Raw genomic sequence first — 15,738 nt, 5'->3', positions numbered from 1 at the left:
GGCACAAGGCCGCTCCTGCAGGGGCTGCGCATGCCTCAAGATGGGGTCAGATCGCCGCTTTCTTCTGGCGGATGGCCACCGGCCCGGCATTGGCCTCCACGGCCTTTTTCAGCTCAGGGCACAGCCCGGCCATGAACGCCAGCTCCGCCACCACGAACAGTGGCCCGATGATCAGCCCGCTCAGGTCATCGACGAACGCCGGCTTGCGTCCTTCATACCAGTGTCCGACGAACTGGATGATCCAGCCCACCACGAACGCCCCCAGCCCGGCGCTCAGCCACAGCCCGGTGCTCTGCACGGCTAGTGCCTGGCCGGCCCACAGGCACAGCCCCAGCAGCAGGCCCATCACCAGCCCGAAGCGCAGGTCCAGGCGCAGGTAGAACCACACCGACCAGCCCGCCAGCAACAGCGCCGGCGACAGCCAGACGCCGGCCAGGTCCCAGCCGGGGCGCGACAGCAGGATGGTCACCGCCAGCACGATCAACGGAATGCCGATGAAGTGGGTGGCGATGTTGCGTGGATCGCGGTGGTAGGCCGCGTATTGACTCAGGTGCTCGACGAGGTTTTTCATTGTTGTTCCTCCATCAGGGGTGAGCGCAGCTTGCCCCTGTTCAGTCACCGTCGTCTGTCGCCTGGCCGACAGAGTTCGTTTTGCGAGGCACCATGCACGATCCGCGTACCCAGCTGCTGCATGGTCAGTGGTTCCGGCAATTGCCCGCTACCGTTCAGGATAGCCTGCTGGCCCTGGGGCCGTGCGCGTGAGCTGGCGCCGGGGCAATGCCTGTTCCAGCGCGGCGATGCGCCCTGTGGCCTGTATGCGGTGCTGGAGGGGGCGATGCGGGTCGGCGCGGTCAGCAGCGAAGGCAAGGAGGCACTGTTGACGCTGGTCGAGTCGCCCCACTGGTTTGGCGAGATCAGCCTGTTCGACGGCCAGCCGCGTACCCACGACGCCTATGCCGAAGGGCCGACGCGCCTGCTGTGGATCCCCCAGGCGCCGCTGCTCGAGTGGCTGGCGCGCGAGCCTGTGCACTGGCGCGACCTGGCCTTGTTGATGAGCCACAAGTTGCGCTGGGTGTTCGTTGCCCTGGAGCAGCAGAGCCTGCTGGCCGCCGCGCCGCGGGTGGCCCAGCGCCTGCTGCAGATGGCCGAAGGCTATGGCGAGCGCGATGTCGCCCAGTGGCGGTTGCAGGTGTCCCAGGAACAGCTGGCGCTGATGTTGTCGCTGTCGCGCCAGACCATCAACCAGATCCTCAGGAGCTTCGAGCAGTCCGGCGTGGTGCGCCTGGGCTATGGCGAGGTGGAGATTGTCGATGCCCGGCGTCTGCGGGCGATGGGGCAGCATCCAGGCTGACCAGGGTGTCGATCATCGCCCGCGCCGCCGGTGACAGGCGATAGCCGCTGCGGCTGATCACCCCGCAGCGCACGCTGAGGACCTCCAGGCCCGGCGGCAGGTTGCGCCAGTGCAGGCGCACCAGATCGCCGGTGGCCAGGTCCTCGGCCACCGCCTCCTCGCTGGCCGTGCCGATGGCGTCGCTGGCCAGCACCACGCTGCGCAGCACCGCCAGGTGTTCGGTCTGCAGGTGCGGGGTGAAGTCGCTGCGTCCGCTGAGGTTGGCCAGGCGCTTGCGCACGCCCGGCGCCAGCAGCGCACTGGCCAGTGGGTAGGCGAACAGGTCGTTGGTCGACAGGCTGTCCTTGGCCAGAAGCGGATGTCCGGGGCGACAGAAGAACAGGCCGGGGCGCGGGGTCAGCGCTTCGGTGTGGAAGTTCGGGTCGGCTTCGAAGGGGCGCACGTCATCGACGAAGAACTCGATCTGCTCGCGCCGCAGGGCCTGGCCCAGGCGTTCGGCGTTGTCCACCAGCAGCGCGGTGCGGATGCCTGGGTGGCGATCGATGAACTGTTGCAGGGCCTGGGGCACCAGGCGCACGGCCAGGGCCGGGCCGCTGCCGAAATGCAGTTCGCCGGCGTCGAGCTTGGTCATCTGCAGTACTTCGTTGTTCAACTGCGCGGCGCCTTGTACCAGGCGGCGGGCGTGTTGCAGTACCACTTGCCCCTCGGGGGTAGGGGGCAGTGACTTGTTGGCGCGATCAACCAGGGCGCAGCCGAAGGTCTGCTCGAGGTTCTGGATGGCGCGGCTGAAGGCGGGTTGGGTGATGCCCATGACTTCGGCGGCGCGGACGAAACTGCGGTATTCGGTGAGGGCGATGAAATAGCGCAGTTGGCGGAGGTCCATGCTCGGGCTCTGGTGCGGGGATCAGGGCTCGTTTTTAGCGGGCTGCCATATATAACGTCAAAGAATGTTATTTGATTTATATATTCCTTTAGATTCTTTATTGTGGCCACCGGCCTCTTCGAGGGTAAACCCGCTCCCACAGGTATAACACTGGACTCCAAGGCTGTGCTGTCCCTGTGGGAGCGGGTTTATCCGCGAAGAGGCCAGACCTGCTAAAGCAGGTTCAGCGGATAACTGACGATCAACCGGTTCTCGTCGAACGCATTGCTGCTGAAGTCCCTGCGCATGGTCGAGTTGCGCCATTTCACCGACAGGTCCTTGAACGTCCCGGCCTGCACCACATAGGCCAGCTCGGTCTCGCGGGCCCACTCCTTGCCATCGTCCACCCCGCCGGCATGCACGTTGTCACCCTTGATATAGCGGTTCATCAGGGTCAGCCCGGGGATGCCCACGGTGACGAAGTTGAAGTCATGGCGCACCTGCCAGGAGCGCTCCTGGGCATTATCGAAGCTGGCGTTGTAGCTGTCGTTGGCCAGGGTACCGCCGCTGGTGCCGTTGACCCGCATCCAGGCATCGTCGCCGCTGACCTTCTGCAGGCCGACGTAGAAGGTGTGGCCCTGGTAGCGCGCCGAGAGCATGGCCGAGGCAGTGCGGTTGTCGAGATCGCCGGCGCGGGCGCTGCCGTCTTCCTTGCCGAGGAAGTAGCCCAGGTTGGCGCCCAGGGTCCAGTCGCCCAAGGGCTGGCTGTGCACCAGGTTCAGGTACTGCTGGCGGTAGATGTCTTTGAGGCGGGCGTCCCACAGGCCGACCATCGTGCGCTTGTCGTTGAAACTGTATTCGCCACCGGCGAAGTTGAAGCGGTCGGAGGTGATGCCGGCGCGCCCCTGCATGAACATGTCTTCCATGCTCGCGTCGTTGCGTGGGCTGTTGCCTCGGAACTGGCCGGCATACAGAGTCAGGCCGTCGAGCTCCTTGGAGGTGAGCTGGCCGCCGCGGAAGGTCTGCGGCAACGAGCGGCCATCGTCCGAGCGCAGGATCGGCAGCACCGGCATCCACTCGCCGACCTTGAGCTCGGTCTGCGACAGGCGCGTTTTCAAGGCCACGCCCAGGCGGCCGAAATCATCGGCCGGGCGGCCATCGTCATGCACCGGCAGCAGGTGGGTGCCAGCCGTGCCCTTGCCGCCATCGAGCTTGACCGAGTACAGGCCCAGCACGTCCACACCGAAGCCAACGGTGCCCTGGGTGAAGCCGGAACGGGCGTCGAGGATGAAGCTCTGGGTCCATTCCTCGGCTTTGCCCTGGGGGTTGGCCGGGTCGACGAAGTTGCGGTTGATGTAGAAGTTGCGCAGGTTGAGGCTGGCCTTGGCGTCTTCCAGAAAACCGCTTTCGGCGGCGACGGCGGGCAAGGCGCAGGACAGGGCCAACAGGCCCGGCAGCAGCTGGCGTGCGGGTTGCAAAGTGCTCATCTGTCGTGGATCTCTTGTTTTTATTGGGCGAGCCGGTGCGCTGCGGGTGCGGGCCGCAGGGTCGGGCGTCTTTAGAGAGAGCTTGTGCAACGTTGCGTGGGCGATGGTGCGGGGCAGGGTGGGGGCGAGGCAATTCGTGGAACGCGGAATGGGGCGATTATCGAACGTAATGTTGGCCGACCGGCATCGCGGGGCAAGCCCGCTCCCACGTTGCGATACCTCAGGTTGAAGAGCAACGTGGGAGCGGGCTTGCCCCGCGATGAGGCCCGTGCGGGCAACAAAAAGCCCACCGCAAGGGTGGGCTTGATGCCGTTACCGCTCCAATCAGCCTTTCGGCGTCTGGATCGAGGCCTGCTGCTGGGTCTGCTCGTACCAGCCGCCACCGAGGGCCTTGTACAGGTTGACCTCGCTGACCAGCTGCGACAGGCGATCGCCGATCAGCGACTGCTGGGCGCTGAACAGGTTGCGCTGGGCGTCGAGGAAGGTCAGGTTGCTGTCGATGCCGATGCGGTAGCGACGCTCGGCCAGGCGGTAGTAGTCCTGGTTCGCCGCCACCAGGTCGCGTTGCGCCTGCAACTGCTCTTCGAACGTCTTGCGTGCGGCCAGGCCATCGGCGACTTCCTGGAAGGCGGTCTGGATGGTCTTCTCGTACTTGGCGACGTTGATGTCCTTCTGGATCTTCGAGTAGTCCAGGCTGGCCTTGAGGCTACCGGCGTTGAAGATCGGCAGGTTGATCTGCGGCTGGAACAGCCAGGTGCCCGAACCACCCTTGAACAGCCCGCCCATGTCCGGGCTCAGGGTACCGGCGTTGGCGGTCAGGCTGATGCTCGGGAAGAACGCGGCGCGGGCGGCGCCGATGTTGGCATTGGCGGCCTTGAGCAGGTGCTCGGCCTCCTGGATGTCCGGACGGCGTTGCAGGATGTCGGACGGCAGGCCGGCCGGCACTTCGGCCAACTGGTCGGCATTGAGCTCCAGCGGCTTGGGCAGGGTGGCCGGCACGCCGGTGCCCACCAGCACGGTGAGGCTGTTCAGGTCCTGGGCGACCAGGCGCTGGTACTGCGACAGCTTGACCCGCGCGCCTTCGACGGCGGTGCGGGCCTGGCTCAGGTCCAGCGCCGAAGCCACGCCCACCTCATTGCTGCGGCGGGTCAGGTTGTAGCTCTCTTCGTACGTCTTGAGCGTTTCTTCGGTCAGCTTCAGCAGCGCCTGGTCGGCCTGCCAGGTGTAGTAGGCGTTGGCCACGCTGGCCACCAGGCTGATCTGCGTGGAGCGGCGCGCCTGCTCGCTGGACAGGTAGGTTTCCAGGGCCTGCTGGGTCAGGCTGCGCACACGGCCGAACAGGTCCAGCTCATAGGCGCTGACACCGAGGGTGGCCGAGTACTGGCTGTTGATGGTGGATTCGCCGGTCTGCGACATGTTGGCCGGCATCCGCTGGCGGCTGCCGCTGCCATTGGCCGTCACGGCCGGCAGCAGGTCGGCGCGCTGGATACGGTACTGGGCGCGGTAGGCGTCGATGTTCAACGCCGCGACGCGCAGGTCGCGGTTGTTTTCCAGCGAGGTCTGGATCAGCTGCTGCAGCGCCGGGTCGTGGAAGAACTGGCGCCAGCCCTGCTCGGCCGCGGCAACGTTGGCCGACTCGGTCGGCGAGTACGCAGGACCTTGCGGCCACTGCGCGGCCACCGGCGCCTCGGGCGCCTGGTAGTCGGGGATCAGCGAGCAGCCGCCGAGGATGAAGGCGGTTACCGCCAGGGACAACAAAGACTTGGTCATTGCCCAGCCTCATAACGTGGAGTTTCAGGGGTGGCGTGTTCTTTCGGCTCTTTGCTGCCGAACAGCGACGACACTGCGACGAAGAATAGTGGTACCCAGAAGATCGCCAGCACGGTCGCACTGATCATGCCGCCGATCACACCGGTACCGATGGCGTGCTGGCTGCCGGCGCCGGCGCCGCTGGCGATGGTCAACGGTACCACGCCGAGGATGAACGCCAGGGAGGTCATGATGATCGGGCGCAGACGCATACGGCAGGCCTCGATGGCCGCGTCGTACAGGCTTTTGCCCTGTTCGTGCAGTTCCTTGGCGAATTCGACGATCAGGATGGCGTTCTTCGCCGCCAGGCCGATGGTGGTCAGCAGGCCGACCAGGAAGTACACGTCGTTGGACAACCCGCGCAGGCTGGTGGCGAGCAGTGCACCGATGATGCCCAGCGGCACGACCAGCACCACCGCGATCGGGATCGACCAGCTTTCGTACAACGCTGCCAGGCACAGGAACACGAACAGCACCGAGAGGGCGAACAGCGCCGGCATCTGCGAGCCGGAGAGTTTTTCCTCGTAGGACATGCCGGTCCAGGAGAAGCCGATGCCGGTTGGCAGTTCGCCGGCGATGCGCTCGACTTCGGCCATGGCCTCACCGGTACTGTAGCCCGGTGCCGGGGTACCGAGGATCTCGACCGCCTCAACGCCGTTGTAGCGCGACAGCTTCGGCGAGCCATAGCTCCATTCGCCCTTGGCGAAGGAGGAGAACGGCACCATCTCGCCCTTGCCGTTGCGCACGTACCACTTCTGCAGGTCTTCCGGGCTCATCCGCGAGTTTGGCTCGCCCTGGATGTAGACCTTCTTGACCCGGCCACGGTCGATGAAGTCGTTGACGTAGCTACCGCCCAGGGCGATCGACAGGGTGTTGTTGATGTCGGCGATGGTCACGCCCAGGGCACTGGCGCGTTCGTCGTCGATGGTCAGTTGGTACTGCGGCTCGTCGTTCAGCCCGTTCGGACGCACGGCGCTGAGGATCTTGCTCTGCGCGGCCTTGGCCAGGAACTGGTTGCGCGCTTCCATCAGTTTCGCGTGGCCGACGCCGGCGCGGTCCTGGAGGAACACGTCGAAGCCGGTGGCGTTACCCAGTTCGAGCACCGCCGGCGGGGCGAAGGCGAACACCATCGCGTCGCGGAAGCTGAAGAAGTGCATCTGCGCGCGCTGGGCGAGGGCGAACACGCTGTTCTCCTTCGAGCGCTCGTCCCACGGCTTGAGCATGATGAACGCCATGCCCGAGCTCTGGCCACGACCGGCGAAGTTGAAGCCGTTGACAGTGAACACCGATGCCACGGTATCGGCTTCCTTGTCGAGCAGATACTCGCGCATCTGGTCGACCACCACCTGGGTGCGCTCGGCACTGGAGCCGGCCGGGGTCTGCACCTGGGCGAACAGCACGCCCTGGTCTTCCTCGGGCAGGAACGCGGTGGGGATGCGCGCGAACAACCAGATCATGCCGACCACGATCAGGGCGTAGGCCAGCAGGAACGGGATCTTGTTGCGCAGGATGGTGCCGACGCTGCGCTCGTAGCCGACGACGCTGCGGTCGAAGTTGCGGTTGAACCAGCCGAAGAAGCCGCGCTTGGCCACATGGTGCTCGCCCTTCTTCAGCGGCTTGAGCATGGTGGCGCACAGGGCCGGGGTAAAGATCAGCGCCACCAGCACCGACAGGCCCATGGCCGAGACGATGGTGATGGAGAACTGGCGATAGATCACACCGGTGGAACCGCCGAAGAACGCCATTGGCAGCAGTACCGCCGACAGCACCAGGGCGATACCCACCAGGGCGCCCTGGATCTGCTCCATGGAACGCTTGGTCGCCTCCTTGGGCGGCAACCCTTCCTCGGACATCACCCGCTCGACGTTCTCCACCACGACGATGGCATCGTCCACCAGCAGGCCGATGGCCAGGACCATGGCGAACATGGTCAGGGTGTTGATGCTGAAGCCTGCGGCGGCGAGGATGCCGAACGTACCCAGCAACACCACCGGCACGGTCATGGTGGTGATGATGGTGGCGCGGAAGTTCTGCAGGAACAGGTACATCACCAGGAACACCAGGACCACGGCCTCGATCAGGGTGTGGATCACCCCGCTGATCGATTCGGTGACCACCGGAGTGGTGTCATACGGGAACACGGCCTTCACGCCCGGCGGGAAGAACGGCTCCAGGTCGCTGATGGTGGTGCGCAGCGCCTTTGCGGTGTCCAGGGCGTTGGCGCCGGTGGCCAGCTTGACCGCCAGGCCCGAGGCCGGCATGCCGTTGTACTGGGCACTGATGGCGTAGTTCTCGCCGCCCAGGCCCACCGTGGCGACATCCCCCAGGCGGACCTGGGAACCGTCGTTGTTGACCTTGAGCAGGATCTTCTCGAACTGCTCGGCGGTCTGCAGGCGGGTCTTGCCGATGATGGTGGCGTTGAGCTGGGTACCCGGCAGTGCCGGCAGGCCGCCGAGCTGGCCGGACGAGACCTGGACGTTCTGCGCGGCCACGGCGGTGCGCACGTCGACCGGGGTCAGCTGGAACTTGTTCAGCTTGGCCGGATCCAGCCAGATGCGCATGGCGTACTGCGCACCGAACACCTGGAAGTCACCGACGCCCGCGGTCCGCGAGATCGGGTCCTGCATGTTGGAGACGATGTAGTTGGCCAGGTCGTCCTTGCTCATGCTGCCGTCTTCGGACACCAGGCCGATCACCAGCAGGAAGTTCTTCACTGCCTTGGTGACGCGGATACCTTGCTGCTGCACTTCCTGCGGCAACAGCGGGGTGGCCAGGTTCAGCTTGTTCTGGACCTGGACCTGCGCGGTGTCGGAGTTGGTGCCCTGCTCGAAGGTGGCGGTGATGGTCATGCTGCCGTCGGAGTTACTTTCCGACGACACATAACGCAGGTTGTCGATACCGTTGAGCTGCTGCTCGATCACCTGCACCACGGTGTCCTGCACCGTCTGCGCCGAGGCGCCCGGGTAGGTCACGGAGATGGCGATGGCCGGCGGGGCGATGCTCGGATACTGGTTGATCGGCAGCTTCAGGATCGACAGGGCGCCGACCAGCATGATCACCAGGGCGATCACCCAGGCGAAGATCGGGCGATCGATAAAGAACTTCGACATGGTTTACTCCGCTTTGGCGTCGGCTTTGGCCGTGTTGGCCTGAGCAGGGCCGGCCGGCTTCTTGACGTTGGTGGCTTCGCTGACCTTGACCTCGACGCCCGGTCGCACGAACTGCAGCCCTTCGGTGATCAGACGGTCGCCCGGGTTCAGGCCTTCCTCGATCAGCCAGTCGCTACCCAGGGTGCGGCTGGCCTTGAGCTGGCGCAGTTCGACCTTGTTCTCCTGGTTGACCACCAGTGCGGTCGGCGCGCCCTTGAGGTCGCGGGTCACGCCCTGTTGCGGGGCCAGGATGGCGTTGGCGTTGACCCCGGCCTTGAGCCGCGCATGGACGAACATGCCGGGCAGCAGGGTGTGGTCGGGGTTGGGGAAGATCGCGCGCAGGGTGACGGAACCGGTGGTCTCGTCGACCGCGACTTCGGAGAACTCCAGGCGACCCTGCTGCTTGAACAGGCTGCCGTCTTCCAGCACCAGCTGCACCTGGGCGGCGTTGTCGCCGGCCTTCTGCAGTTGGCCGCCTTCCAGGTCACGGCGCAGCTTGAGCAGCTCGGCGGTGGACTGGGTGACGTCGACGTAGATCGGGTCGAGCTGCTGGATGGTGGCCATGGCGTTGGTCTGGCCGTTGTTCACCAGGGCGCCTTCGGTGACCGAGGAGCGACCGATGCGGCCACTGATCGGCGCCAGCACCTTGGTGTAGCGCAGGTCGATCTGGGCGCTCTTGAGCGAGGCCTCGGCCTGCAATCGTTTGGCGTTGGCGTCGTCGTATTCCTGCTTGGAGACGGCCTGCTCGTCGATCAGTTGCTTGTAGCGTTCGGCCAGCGAGCGGGTAGCCTGCAGGTTGGCCTGGGCGTTGGCCAGGGTCGCCTCGTAGACGGCCGGGTCGATCTGGTAGAGCTGCTGCCCTTCCTTGACGTCGGTGCCTTCCTTGAACAGGCGCTTGAGAATGATGCCGTTCACCTGCGGACGAACCTCGGCCACACGGTAGGCGCTGGTGCGCCCCGGCAGTTCCGAGGTCAGGGTGAAGGCTTGCGGTTGCACGGTCACGACGCCGACCTGAGGAGCCTGGGGCGCTGGCGCGGCTTCCTCTTTCTTACAGCCACTGAGCAGGGTTGCCAGGGCCACGGCGGAAACCAGGGCGGTTACGGCTGGCTTGAATTGCATGAGGATCCTCGGGTCGCAGGAGCAAGGGAGCTCAAGAATATAGTGGAAGTGTCTTATGAGAAAAACGCTATCCGGTGGATAAATAGCTTGCTAAGGAATATACTTACATTCATGGTTGTTTGTAAATACCGTCGGTGAGTCGCCGCGGATCGTCCACATGCACCCGGGAGCGGCCCATGTAGCGCCTGCCCCGGCCTGATTCCCGCCCGCCGGATGCGCAGGCGGGGCCTGATGAGGTTGTACTGCCATGGTCCGTCGAACCAAAGAAGAAGCCCAGGAAACCCGTGCCCAGATCATCGAGGCGGCGGAAAAGGCCTTCTACAAGCGCGGGGTCGCGCGCACCACCCTGGCCGACATCGCCGAGCTCGCGGGGGTGACCCGCGGGGCAATCTACTGGCATTTCAGCAACAAGGCGGAGCTGGTGCAGGCGCTGCTCGACAGCCTGCACGAGACCCATGACCACCTGGCCCGGGCCAGTGAAAGCGAGGACGAACTCGACCCGCTCGGCTGCATGCGCAAGCTGTTGCTGCAAGTGTTCAACGAGCTGGTGCTCGATGCCCGTACCCGGCGTATCAATGAAATCCTGCATCACAAGTGCGAGTTCACCGACGACATGTGTGAGATTCGCCAGCAACGCCAGGGCGCGGTGCTGGACTGCCATCAGAGCATCGCCTTGGCCCTGGGCAATGCCGTACGTCGTGGCCAGTTGCCCGGGGAGCTCGATATCGATCGGGCTGCCGTGGCCATGTTTGCCTATGTGGATGGCCTGATCGGCCGCTGGCTGCTGCTGCCGGACAGCTTCGATCTGTTGGCCGATGTCGAAAAATGGGTCGATACCGGGCTGGATATGCTGCGCTTGAGCCCGGGCTTGCGCAAATGACACTTTGTTAAGGATTGTGAGGAAGTGTTACTCCCATCCTATTAACGCAGAATTAATAACGTGGGAGCGGCGGTGCGCCGATGCGACTTGCCCCGCGATGAGACCTTCCAGGCCATGACGTCACCTGGGCGGAACGCTATCGCGGGGCAAGTCGCATCGGCGCACCGCCGCTCCCACAACTTTCAGCGCCCGCGCAACTGCCGGTCCGGCAGTGCCAGCGCCGCCAGCAGTCCGATCAGCGAAGCCCCGGCACTGACCAGCAACAGGTCGCGGAAGGTTTCCAGCAAGCGCAGCTGGGTCTGCGGATCCGCCTCGCCCGCCTTGAGGCTGCCCAGCAATGGGTTGCCCAGCATCTCCAAGCCGCCCTGATGCAGCAGCGCCAGCAGCAGGCTGGACATGCACGCCACGCCCATCGCCCCGCCGAGCGAGCGGAACAGGTTGGTGGTGCTGGTCGCCACGCCGATGTCCCGGCTGTCCACCGCGCTTTGCGTGCCCACCAGCGAGGTGGGGAACTGCAGGCCGCAGGCGATCCCGGTCAGTAGCATGAACAGTGCGCTGAGCAACCCCGATTGTGGCGGCGTTAGCGCCATGGCGGCGATGGCCAGCGGCATCAGCAGCGCACCGGTGAGGATCTGCGGCTTGAAGCGGCCGGTGCGGCTGGTCATGCGCCCGCCGGTGAAGGCACCGATGGGCAGACCCATGGCCAGCGGCAGCAGGTGCAGTGCCGCGCTGTCAGCGCCGGCCCCGGTGATGCCCTGGTAGCGCAGGGGCATGAGCATGGTCAGCGAGATCGATTGGAAACTGGCGAAGAAAATCACGCACCAGCACAGCACCGCGACCCGGTTGCCGAACAGGCCCAGCGGCAGCAGCGGCTCACGGCAACGGCGCTCGTGGGCGATGAATGCCAGCAGCCCGAGCAGCGCGCAGCCCAGCAGCGCCAGCACCTGCGGCGACAGCCAGGCATGCCCCTGGCCGACCAGGGTGATGCCCAGCAGCAGGCTGCCCAGGCCGAGGATCATCAACACCGCGCCCAGGTAGTCCACCCGGGCCTCGCGGCGCTTGACCGACAAACCGTCCAACGCCCGGTGGATCACCCAGAGCGCCACCAGCCCCAGCGGCAGGTTGATCCAGAACACCCAGCGCCAGGAAAGATACTCGGTCAGCCAGCCGCCGAGCACCGGCCCGGCGACACTGGCCAGGGCATACATGCTGCTGAAATAACCCTGGTAGCGGCCGCGCTCGCGGGGCGGCACGTAGTCGCCGATGATCGCCTGGCTCACCGACACCATGCCGCCAGCGCCGATGCCCTGGAGCACCCGCGCCAGCACCAGCTGCGGCATGTCCTGGGCCAGGCCGCAGGCCACCGAGGCCAGGGTGAACAGGGCAGTGCCGGTGAGGATCATGCGCCGCCGGCCATACAGGTCGCCGAGCTTGCCGTAGATCGGCACGGCGATGGTCATGGCCACCATGTAGCCGGAGATGACCCAGGCCAGCAGCCCGACATCATTGAATTGCGCGGAAATCGCCGGCATGGACACGGCGACGATGGTCTGGTCGAAGGCGCCGAGGAAGATCGCCAGCATCAGGGCGGTCAGGACGCTGCGCAGGACGGTGGGGGGCAGGGCGGCGGTCACGTTCGGTTCCTTTTTCTTGTAGGAGCGGGCTTGTCCCGCGAACACCGGCCAAGCCGGTGCCATGCAGTGCGGTGTGGCCATCGCGGGGCAATCCCACTGCCACCAGCGAGACAATTGTACCCTGAGTTACATAGCTACCTATGTACTCCGTGCATCCCCTATGCAAGATCGGCATTGGCGCATTCATCCAGTGCTGCATGGCCGCGTGATATCGTGGCTAGGCCGCAGAGGCTGAAATCCGGGGCCTGCACCAGCATGGTGCAGCCATTTGCCGCAGGATTTCGCGTCGCTGTATGTCCACACCTTCTATTCCTCTGCCTGCATGTCGAGCATGACCGCCCAGATGGCGACGGTTGGAACAGTCAGGTAGACCCGATTCAGGGGTCGGTTGTCAGCCGTTCACAAATTTCATTACAAGCGGAGTGATCATGCCCAAGGCTTCCCACCACGATCTGCGTTTTGCCTTCCGCGAACTGCTTGCTTCAGGTTCGTGCTATCACACCGCTTCGGTCTTCGACCCGATGTCCGCCCGTATCGCCGCGGACCTGGGCTTCGAAGTCGGCATCCTCGGCGGCTCGGTCGCCTCGTTGCAGGTCCTGGCCGCGCCGGACTTCGCCCTGATCACCCTCAGCGAGTTCGTCGAGCAGGCCACCCGCATCGGTCGCGTCGCCCAGTTGCCGGTACTGGCCGATGCCGACCATGGCTATGGCAATGCGCTCAACGTGATGCGCACGGTCATCGAACTGGAGCGCGCCGGCGTGGCCGCGCTGACCATCGAGGATACCTTGCTGCCGGCCCAGTTCGGTCGCAAGTCCACCGACCTGATCTCGGTGGAGGAGGGCGTGGGCAAGATTCGTGCGGCGCTGGAGGCGCGTGTCGATTCGGCGCTGGCGATCATCGCCCGGACCAATGCCGGCGTGCTCACCACCGAGGAAATCATCGTCCGCACCCAGAGCTACCAGAAGGCCGGCGCCGATGGCATCTGCATGGTGGGGGTGAAGGACTTCGAGCAGTTGGAGCAGATCGCCGAGCACCTGAGCGTGCCGCTGATGCTGGTCACCTACGCCAACCCGAACCTGCGTGACGACGAGCGCCTGGCGCGCCTGGGCGTGCGCATCGTGGTCGATGGCCATGCCGCCTACTTCGCCGCGATCAAGGCCACCTACGACTGCCTGCGCCAGCAGCGCGGCCAGCAGCACAAATCGGACAACCTCGGCGCCACCGAGCTTTCGCACACCTACACCCAGCCCGAGGACTACATCCGCTGGGCGAAAGAGTACATGAGCGTCGAGGAGTGATCCTCTCTACCTGACGGCGCTCAGCGTGGCGCTATGAGGGACGCAGTGCTCGTGGACGCAGCTGGCGGCCGCGTTGGGCTGGCTGCGCAGCAGCTCGACCCGCCAGCAGGCCGAGCCGTAGAGCCCGGCCACCGCGACCAGGGCAAAGACGAGGGCGCAACGCCTGGATTTGATGCTCATGGTGCGGACCTCCTGTTGGTGCAACAGGTGATACCTTCAAGCATAGGCCTTGTGCGCGGATCTGCATGGCCTGGACTCAGCTCAATCCCTTGTCCCACTCCGGCTCGTCGCCGAACCGCTGCGCCAGGAAGTCCAGCATGCTGCGCAGTGTCGCCGGCATGTGCTTGCGCGAGGTGTACACAGCGTTGAGCGTCAACTCTCGTGGTTTGGCGTACGGCAGCAACCGCACCAGGTCGCCATTGCGCAACGCAGCAGCCGCCTGGTAGGTGGGCAGCATGGCGATGCCGGCGTGGGCCAGGGCGGCTTTCTGCAGGGTCATGGCCTCGTTGGCGCTGATATTGCCCTGCACCGGCACGGCGACGTTCTGCCCGTCCACCTCGAAATGCCACAGGCTGTGACCGAAGTAGGCATGGGTCAGGCAGTTGTGCCGGCTCAGTTCCTCGACCTGGCGCGGCGTGCCGTGCTCGCGCAGGTAGGCGGGGCTGGCGCAGACCACCGAGCGGCACACGCTCAGGCGTCGGGCGATGAGGTTGGGATCGACGTCGTTGCTGGTGCGGATGGCCAGGTCGATGCGCTCGTCCACCAGGTTGACGGTGCGGTCGAGCATCTGCAGCTCCACCTTCACCCCAGGGTAGCGTTTGACATAGGCGGCCAGCGCATCCACCAGCTGGGCCTGGCCGAACGAGGTGCTGACGCTGATGCGCAGTTCGCCGCGGGGCGCGTCGTCCGGCTGGCGCACGGCGTTCTGCAGGTCGCCGGCCAGCTCCAGCAACTGGCGGCAGCGGGGCAGGGTTTCGAGGCCCGCAGCTGTCAGGCTTAGCTTGCGCGTGGTGCGTTGCATCAGGCGGGCGCCGACCCAGTCCTCCAGCTCTGCCAGGTAGCGTGATACCACGGGCCTGGAAAGCTCCAGATGATCCGCCGCAGCGGACTGGCTGCCCAGGTCGACGACGGTGACGAATACGCGCATGGCGTTGAGGCGGTCCATGATCTGTCCGATTTCAGAAACAAACTATGTTTAAGCATCGCATTTTTTGTATTGGTTCGAGCAACTAAGCTTGCCTGCATCGTCCCACTCACAGGATCTTGCGATGTCTCTCCTCACCCCCCTGCGCGGCCTGCTGCTGGCCTGTCTCACCCTCGGCGGCCAGGCCATGGCCGGCGAACCGCTCAAGCTTGAAGCCTACAACCCTGGCCATGCGGCGATCTTTCCGGTCAGCTCGGTGATCGTCAGTGGCGCCCACGACGCCATCCTGGTCGACGCCCAGTTCGGCAAAGGCCAGGCCGAGCAGGTGGTCGAACGCCTGCGTGCCAGCGGCAAGCAGCTGACCACCATCTATGTCAGCCATGGCGACCCCGACTACTACTTCGGCCTGGACACCATCACCCAGGCGTTTCCCAAGGCCCGGGTGGTCGCCTCGGCCGCCACGGTCGAGCACATCCGCAAGACCATGGACGCCAAGCTGGCCTACTGGGGCCCGCAAATGGGCGCGGACAAGCCGGCACGCCTGGTGGTGCCGCAGGTCCTCGAGGGCAATCGCCTGGAGCTTGAAGGCCAGGCACTGGAGGTTGTCGGCCTGGACGGTCCACAGCCGGACCGCAGCTTCGTCTGGATTCCCTCGATCAAGGCAGTGGTCGGTGGCGTGGTGGTTTCCGAGCATATCCACGTGTGGATGGCCGACACCCAGACCGCGAAATCCCACGCCGACTGGCTGAGCACCCTGACGAAGATCGAGCAGCTGGCCCCGCGCACGGTGATCCCCGGGCATTACCTGGGCGACAGCAGCCGCTCGCTGGACGCAGTGCGCTTCACCGCCGGCTACATTCGTGACTTCGATACCGAAGCCGCCAAGGCCGCCGATTCCACCGCGCTGATCGCGGCGATGAAGCAACGCTACCCGAACCTTGCCGACGAGAGCTCCCTGGAACTGGGGGCCAAGGTCGCCAAGGGCGAGATGAAGTGGTAATCCCT

General features: G+C 65.2%; 12 protein-coding genes and 1 pseudogene. 4 read left to right on the top strand and 9 right to left on the bottom strand.

Going from position 1 to position 15,738, the window contains the following annotated elements:
* Positions 1–46: 46 nt before the first annotated feature.
* Positions 47–571 carry an Mpo1 family 2-hydroxy fatty acid dioxygenase gene (locus ACZ899_RS13900; RefSeq protein WP_203647851.1) on the bottom strand — a complete coding sequence of 175 codons (525 nt, stop codon included), beginning with the start codon at positions 569–571 and terminating at the stop codon, positions 47–49.
* 92 nt (positions 572–663) lie between these two features.
* Between ACZ899_RS13900 and ACZ899_RS13895 the strand changes: the two are divergent.
* Positions 664–1,351 (top strand): annotated as a pseudogene (locus tag ACZ899_RS13895) (Crp/Fnr family transcriptional regulator).
* Here ACZ899_RS13895 and ACZ899_RS13890 read toward each other — a convergent pair.
* The 5 genes from ACZ899_RS13890 to ttgA form a co-directional block, all read right to left on the bottom strand.
* Complete coding sequence (locus ACZ899_RS13890; RefSeq protein WP_234560688.1) at positions 1,251–2,234, bottom strand: LysR family transcriptional regulator; 984 nt, start codon at positions 2,232–2,234, stop codon at positions 1,251–1,253. The pseudogene ACZ899_RS13895 and the gene ACZ899_RS13890 sit on opposite strands and share 101 nt — an antisense overlap.
* A gap of 212 nt (positions 2,235–2,446) precedes the next feature.
* The gene (locus ACZ899_RS13885; RefSeq protein WP_234560687.1) at positions 2,447–3,700 is read right to left on the bottom strand and encodes an OprD family porin; all 1,254 of its coding nucleotides are present in this window, start codon (positions 3,698–3,700) and stop codon (positions 2,447–2,449) included.
* Positions 3,701–4,024: 324 nt separating this feature from the next.
* Positions 4,025–5,470: an AdeC/AdeK/OprM family multidrug efflux complex outer membrane factor gene (locus ACZ899_RS13880; protein ID WP_203647848.1), complete on the bottom strand. Its 1,446-nt coding sequence runs from the start codon at positions 5,468–5,470 to the stop codon at positions 4,025–4,027.
* The gene (ttgB, locus tag ACZ899_RS13875) at positions 5,467–8,619 is read right to left on the bottom strand and encodes an efflux RND transporter permease subunit (protein WP_203647847.1); all 3,153 of its coding nucleotides are present in this window, start codon (positions 8,617–8,619) and stop codon (positions 5,467–5,469) included. Before ttgB ends, ACZ899_RS13880 begins: the two co-directional genes overlap by 4 nt.
* A 3-nt stretch (positions 8,620–8,622) precedes the next feature.
* Positions 8,623–9,777 (bottom strand): toluene efflux RND transporter periplasmic adaptor subunit TtgA, encoded by a 1,155-nt coding sequence (gene ttgA / locus ACZ899_RS13870; RefSeq protein WP_011535416.1) that lies wholly within the window; start codon positions 9,775–9,777, stop codon positions 8,623–8,625.
* Between the two features lie 247 nt (positions 9,778–10,024).
* Between ttgA and ttgR the strand changes: the two genes are divergently transcribed.
* Positions 10,025–10,657 (top strand): efflux transport transcriptional regulator TtgR, encoded by a 633-nt coding sequence (gene ttgR, locus ACZ899_RS13865; RefSeq protein ID WP_028690203.1) that lies wholly within the window; start codon positions 10,025–10,027, stop codon positions 10,655–10,657.
* A gap of 182 nt (positions 10,658–10,839) precedes the next feature.
* On the opposite strand, the gene ACZ899_RS13860 is transcribed toward ttgR, so the two are convergent.
* On the bottom strand, positions 10,840–12,291 hold the full coding sequence (locus ACZ899_RS13860; protein WP_234560686.1) for an MDR family MFS transporter: 1,452 nt from the start codon (positions 12,289–12,291) through the stop codon (positions 10,840–10,842).
* A 428-nt stretch (positions 12,292–12,719) separates the two neighbouring features.
* Between ACZ899_RS13860 and ACZ899_RS13855 the strand changes: the two genes are divergently transcribed.
* On the top strand, positions 12,720–13,589 hold the full coding sequence (locus ACZ899_RS13855) for an isocitrate lyase/PEP mutase family protein (RefSeq protein WP_197866695.1): 870 nt from the start codon (positions 12,720–12,722) through the stop codon (positions 13,587–13,589).
* Between the two features lie 6 nt (positions 13,590–13,595).
* On the opposite strand, the gene ACZ899_RS13850 is transcribed toward ACZ899_RS13855, so the two are convergent.
* Together ACZ899_RS13850 and ACZ899_RS13845 are read right to left on the bottom strand one after the other, a co-directional pair.
* Positions 13,596–13,769 (bottom strand): hypothetical protein, encoded by a 174-nt coding sequence (locus ACZ899_RS13850; protein ID WP_177330819.1) that lies wholly within the window; start codon positions 13,767–13,769, stop codon positions 13,596–13,598.
* Positions 13,770–13,845: 76 nt separating this feature from the next.
* Positions 13,846–14,754: a LysR family transcriptional regulator gene (locus ACZ899_RS13845; protein ID WP_110737414.1), complete on the bottom strand. Its 909-nt coding sequence runs from the start codon at positions 14,752–14,754 to the stop codon at positions 13,846–13,848.
* A gap of 103 nt (positions 14,755–14,857) precedes the next feature.
* Between ACZ899_RS13845 and ACZ899_RS13840 the strand changes: the two genes are divergently transcribed.
* On the top strand, positions 14,858–15,733 hold the full coding sequence (locus ACZ899_RS13840) for an MBL fold metallo-hydrolase (RefSeq protein WP_234560685.1): 876 nt from the start codon (positions 14,858–14,860) through the stop codon (positions 15,731–15,733).
* Positions 15,734–15,738: the final 5 nt, after the last annotated feature.

Source organism: Pseudomonas sp. TE31087 (assembly GCF_057284075.1).
Note: the sequence above shows the minus strand (reverse complement) of the source record. Positions and strands in the feature narration are given on the sequence as shown.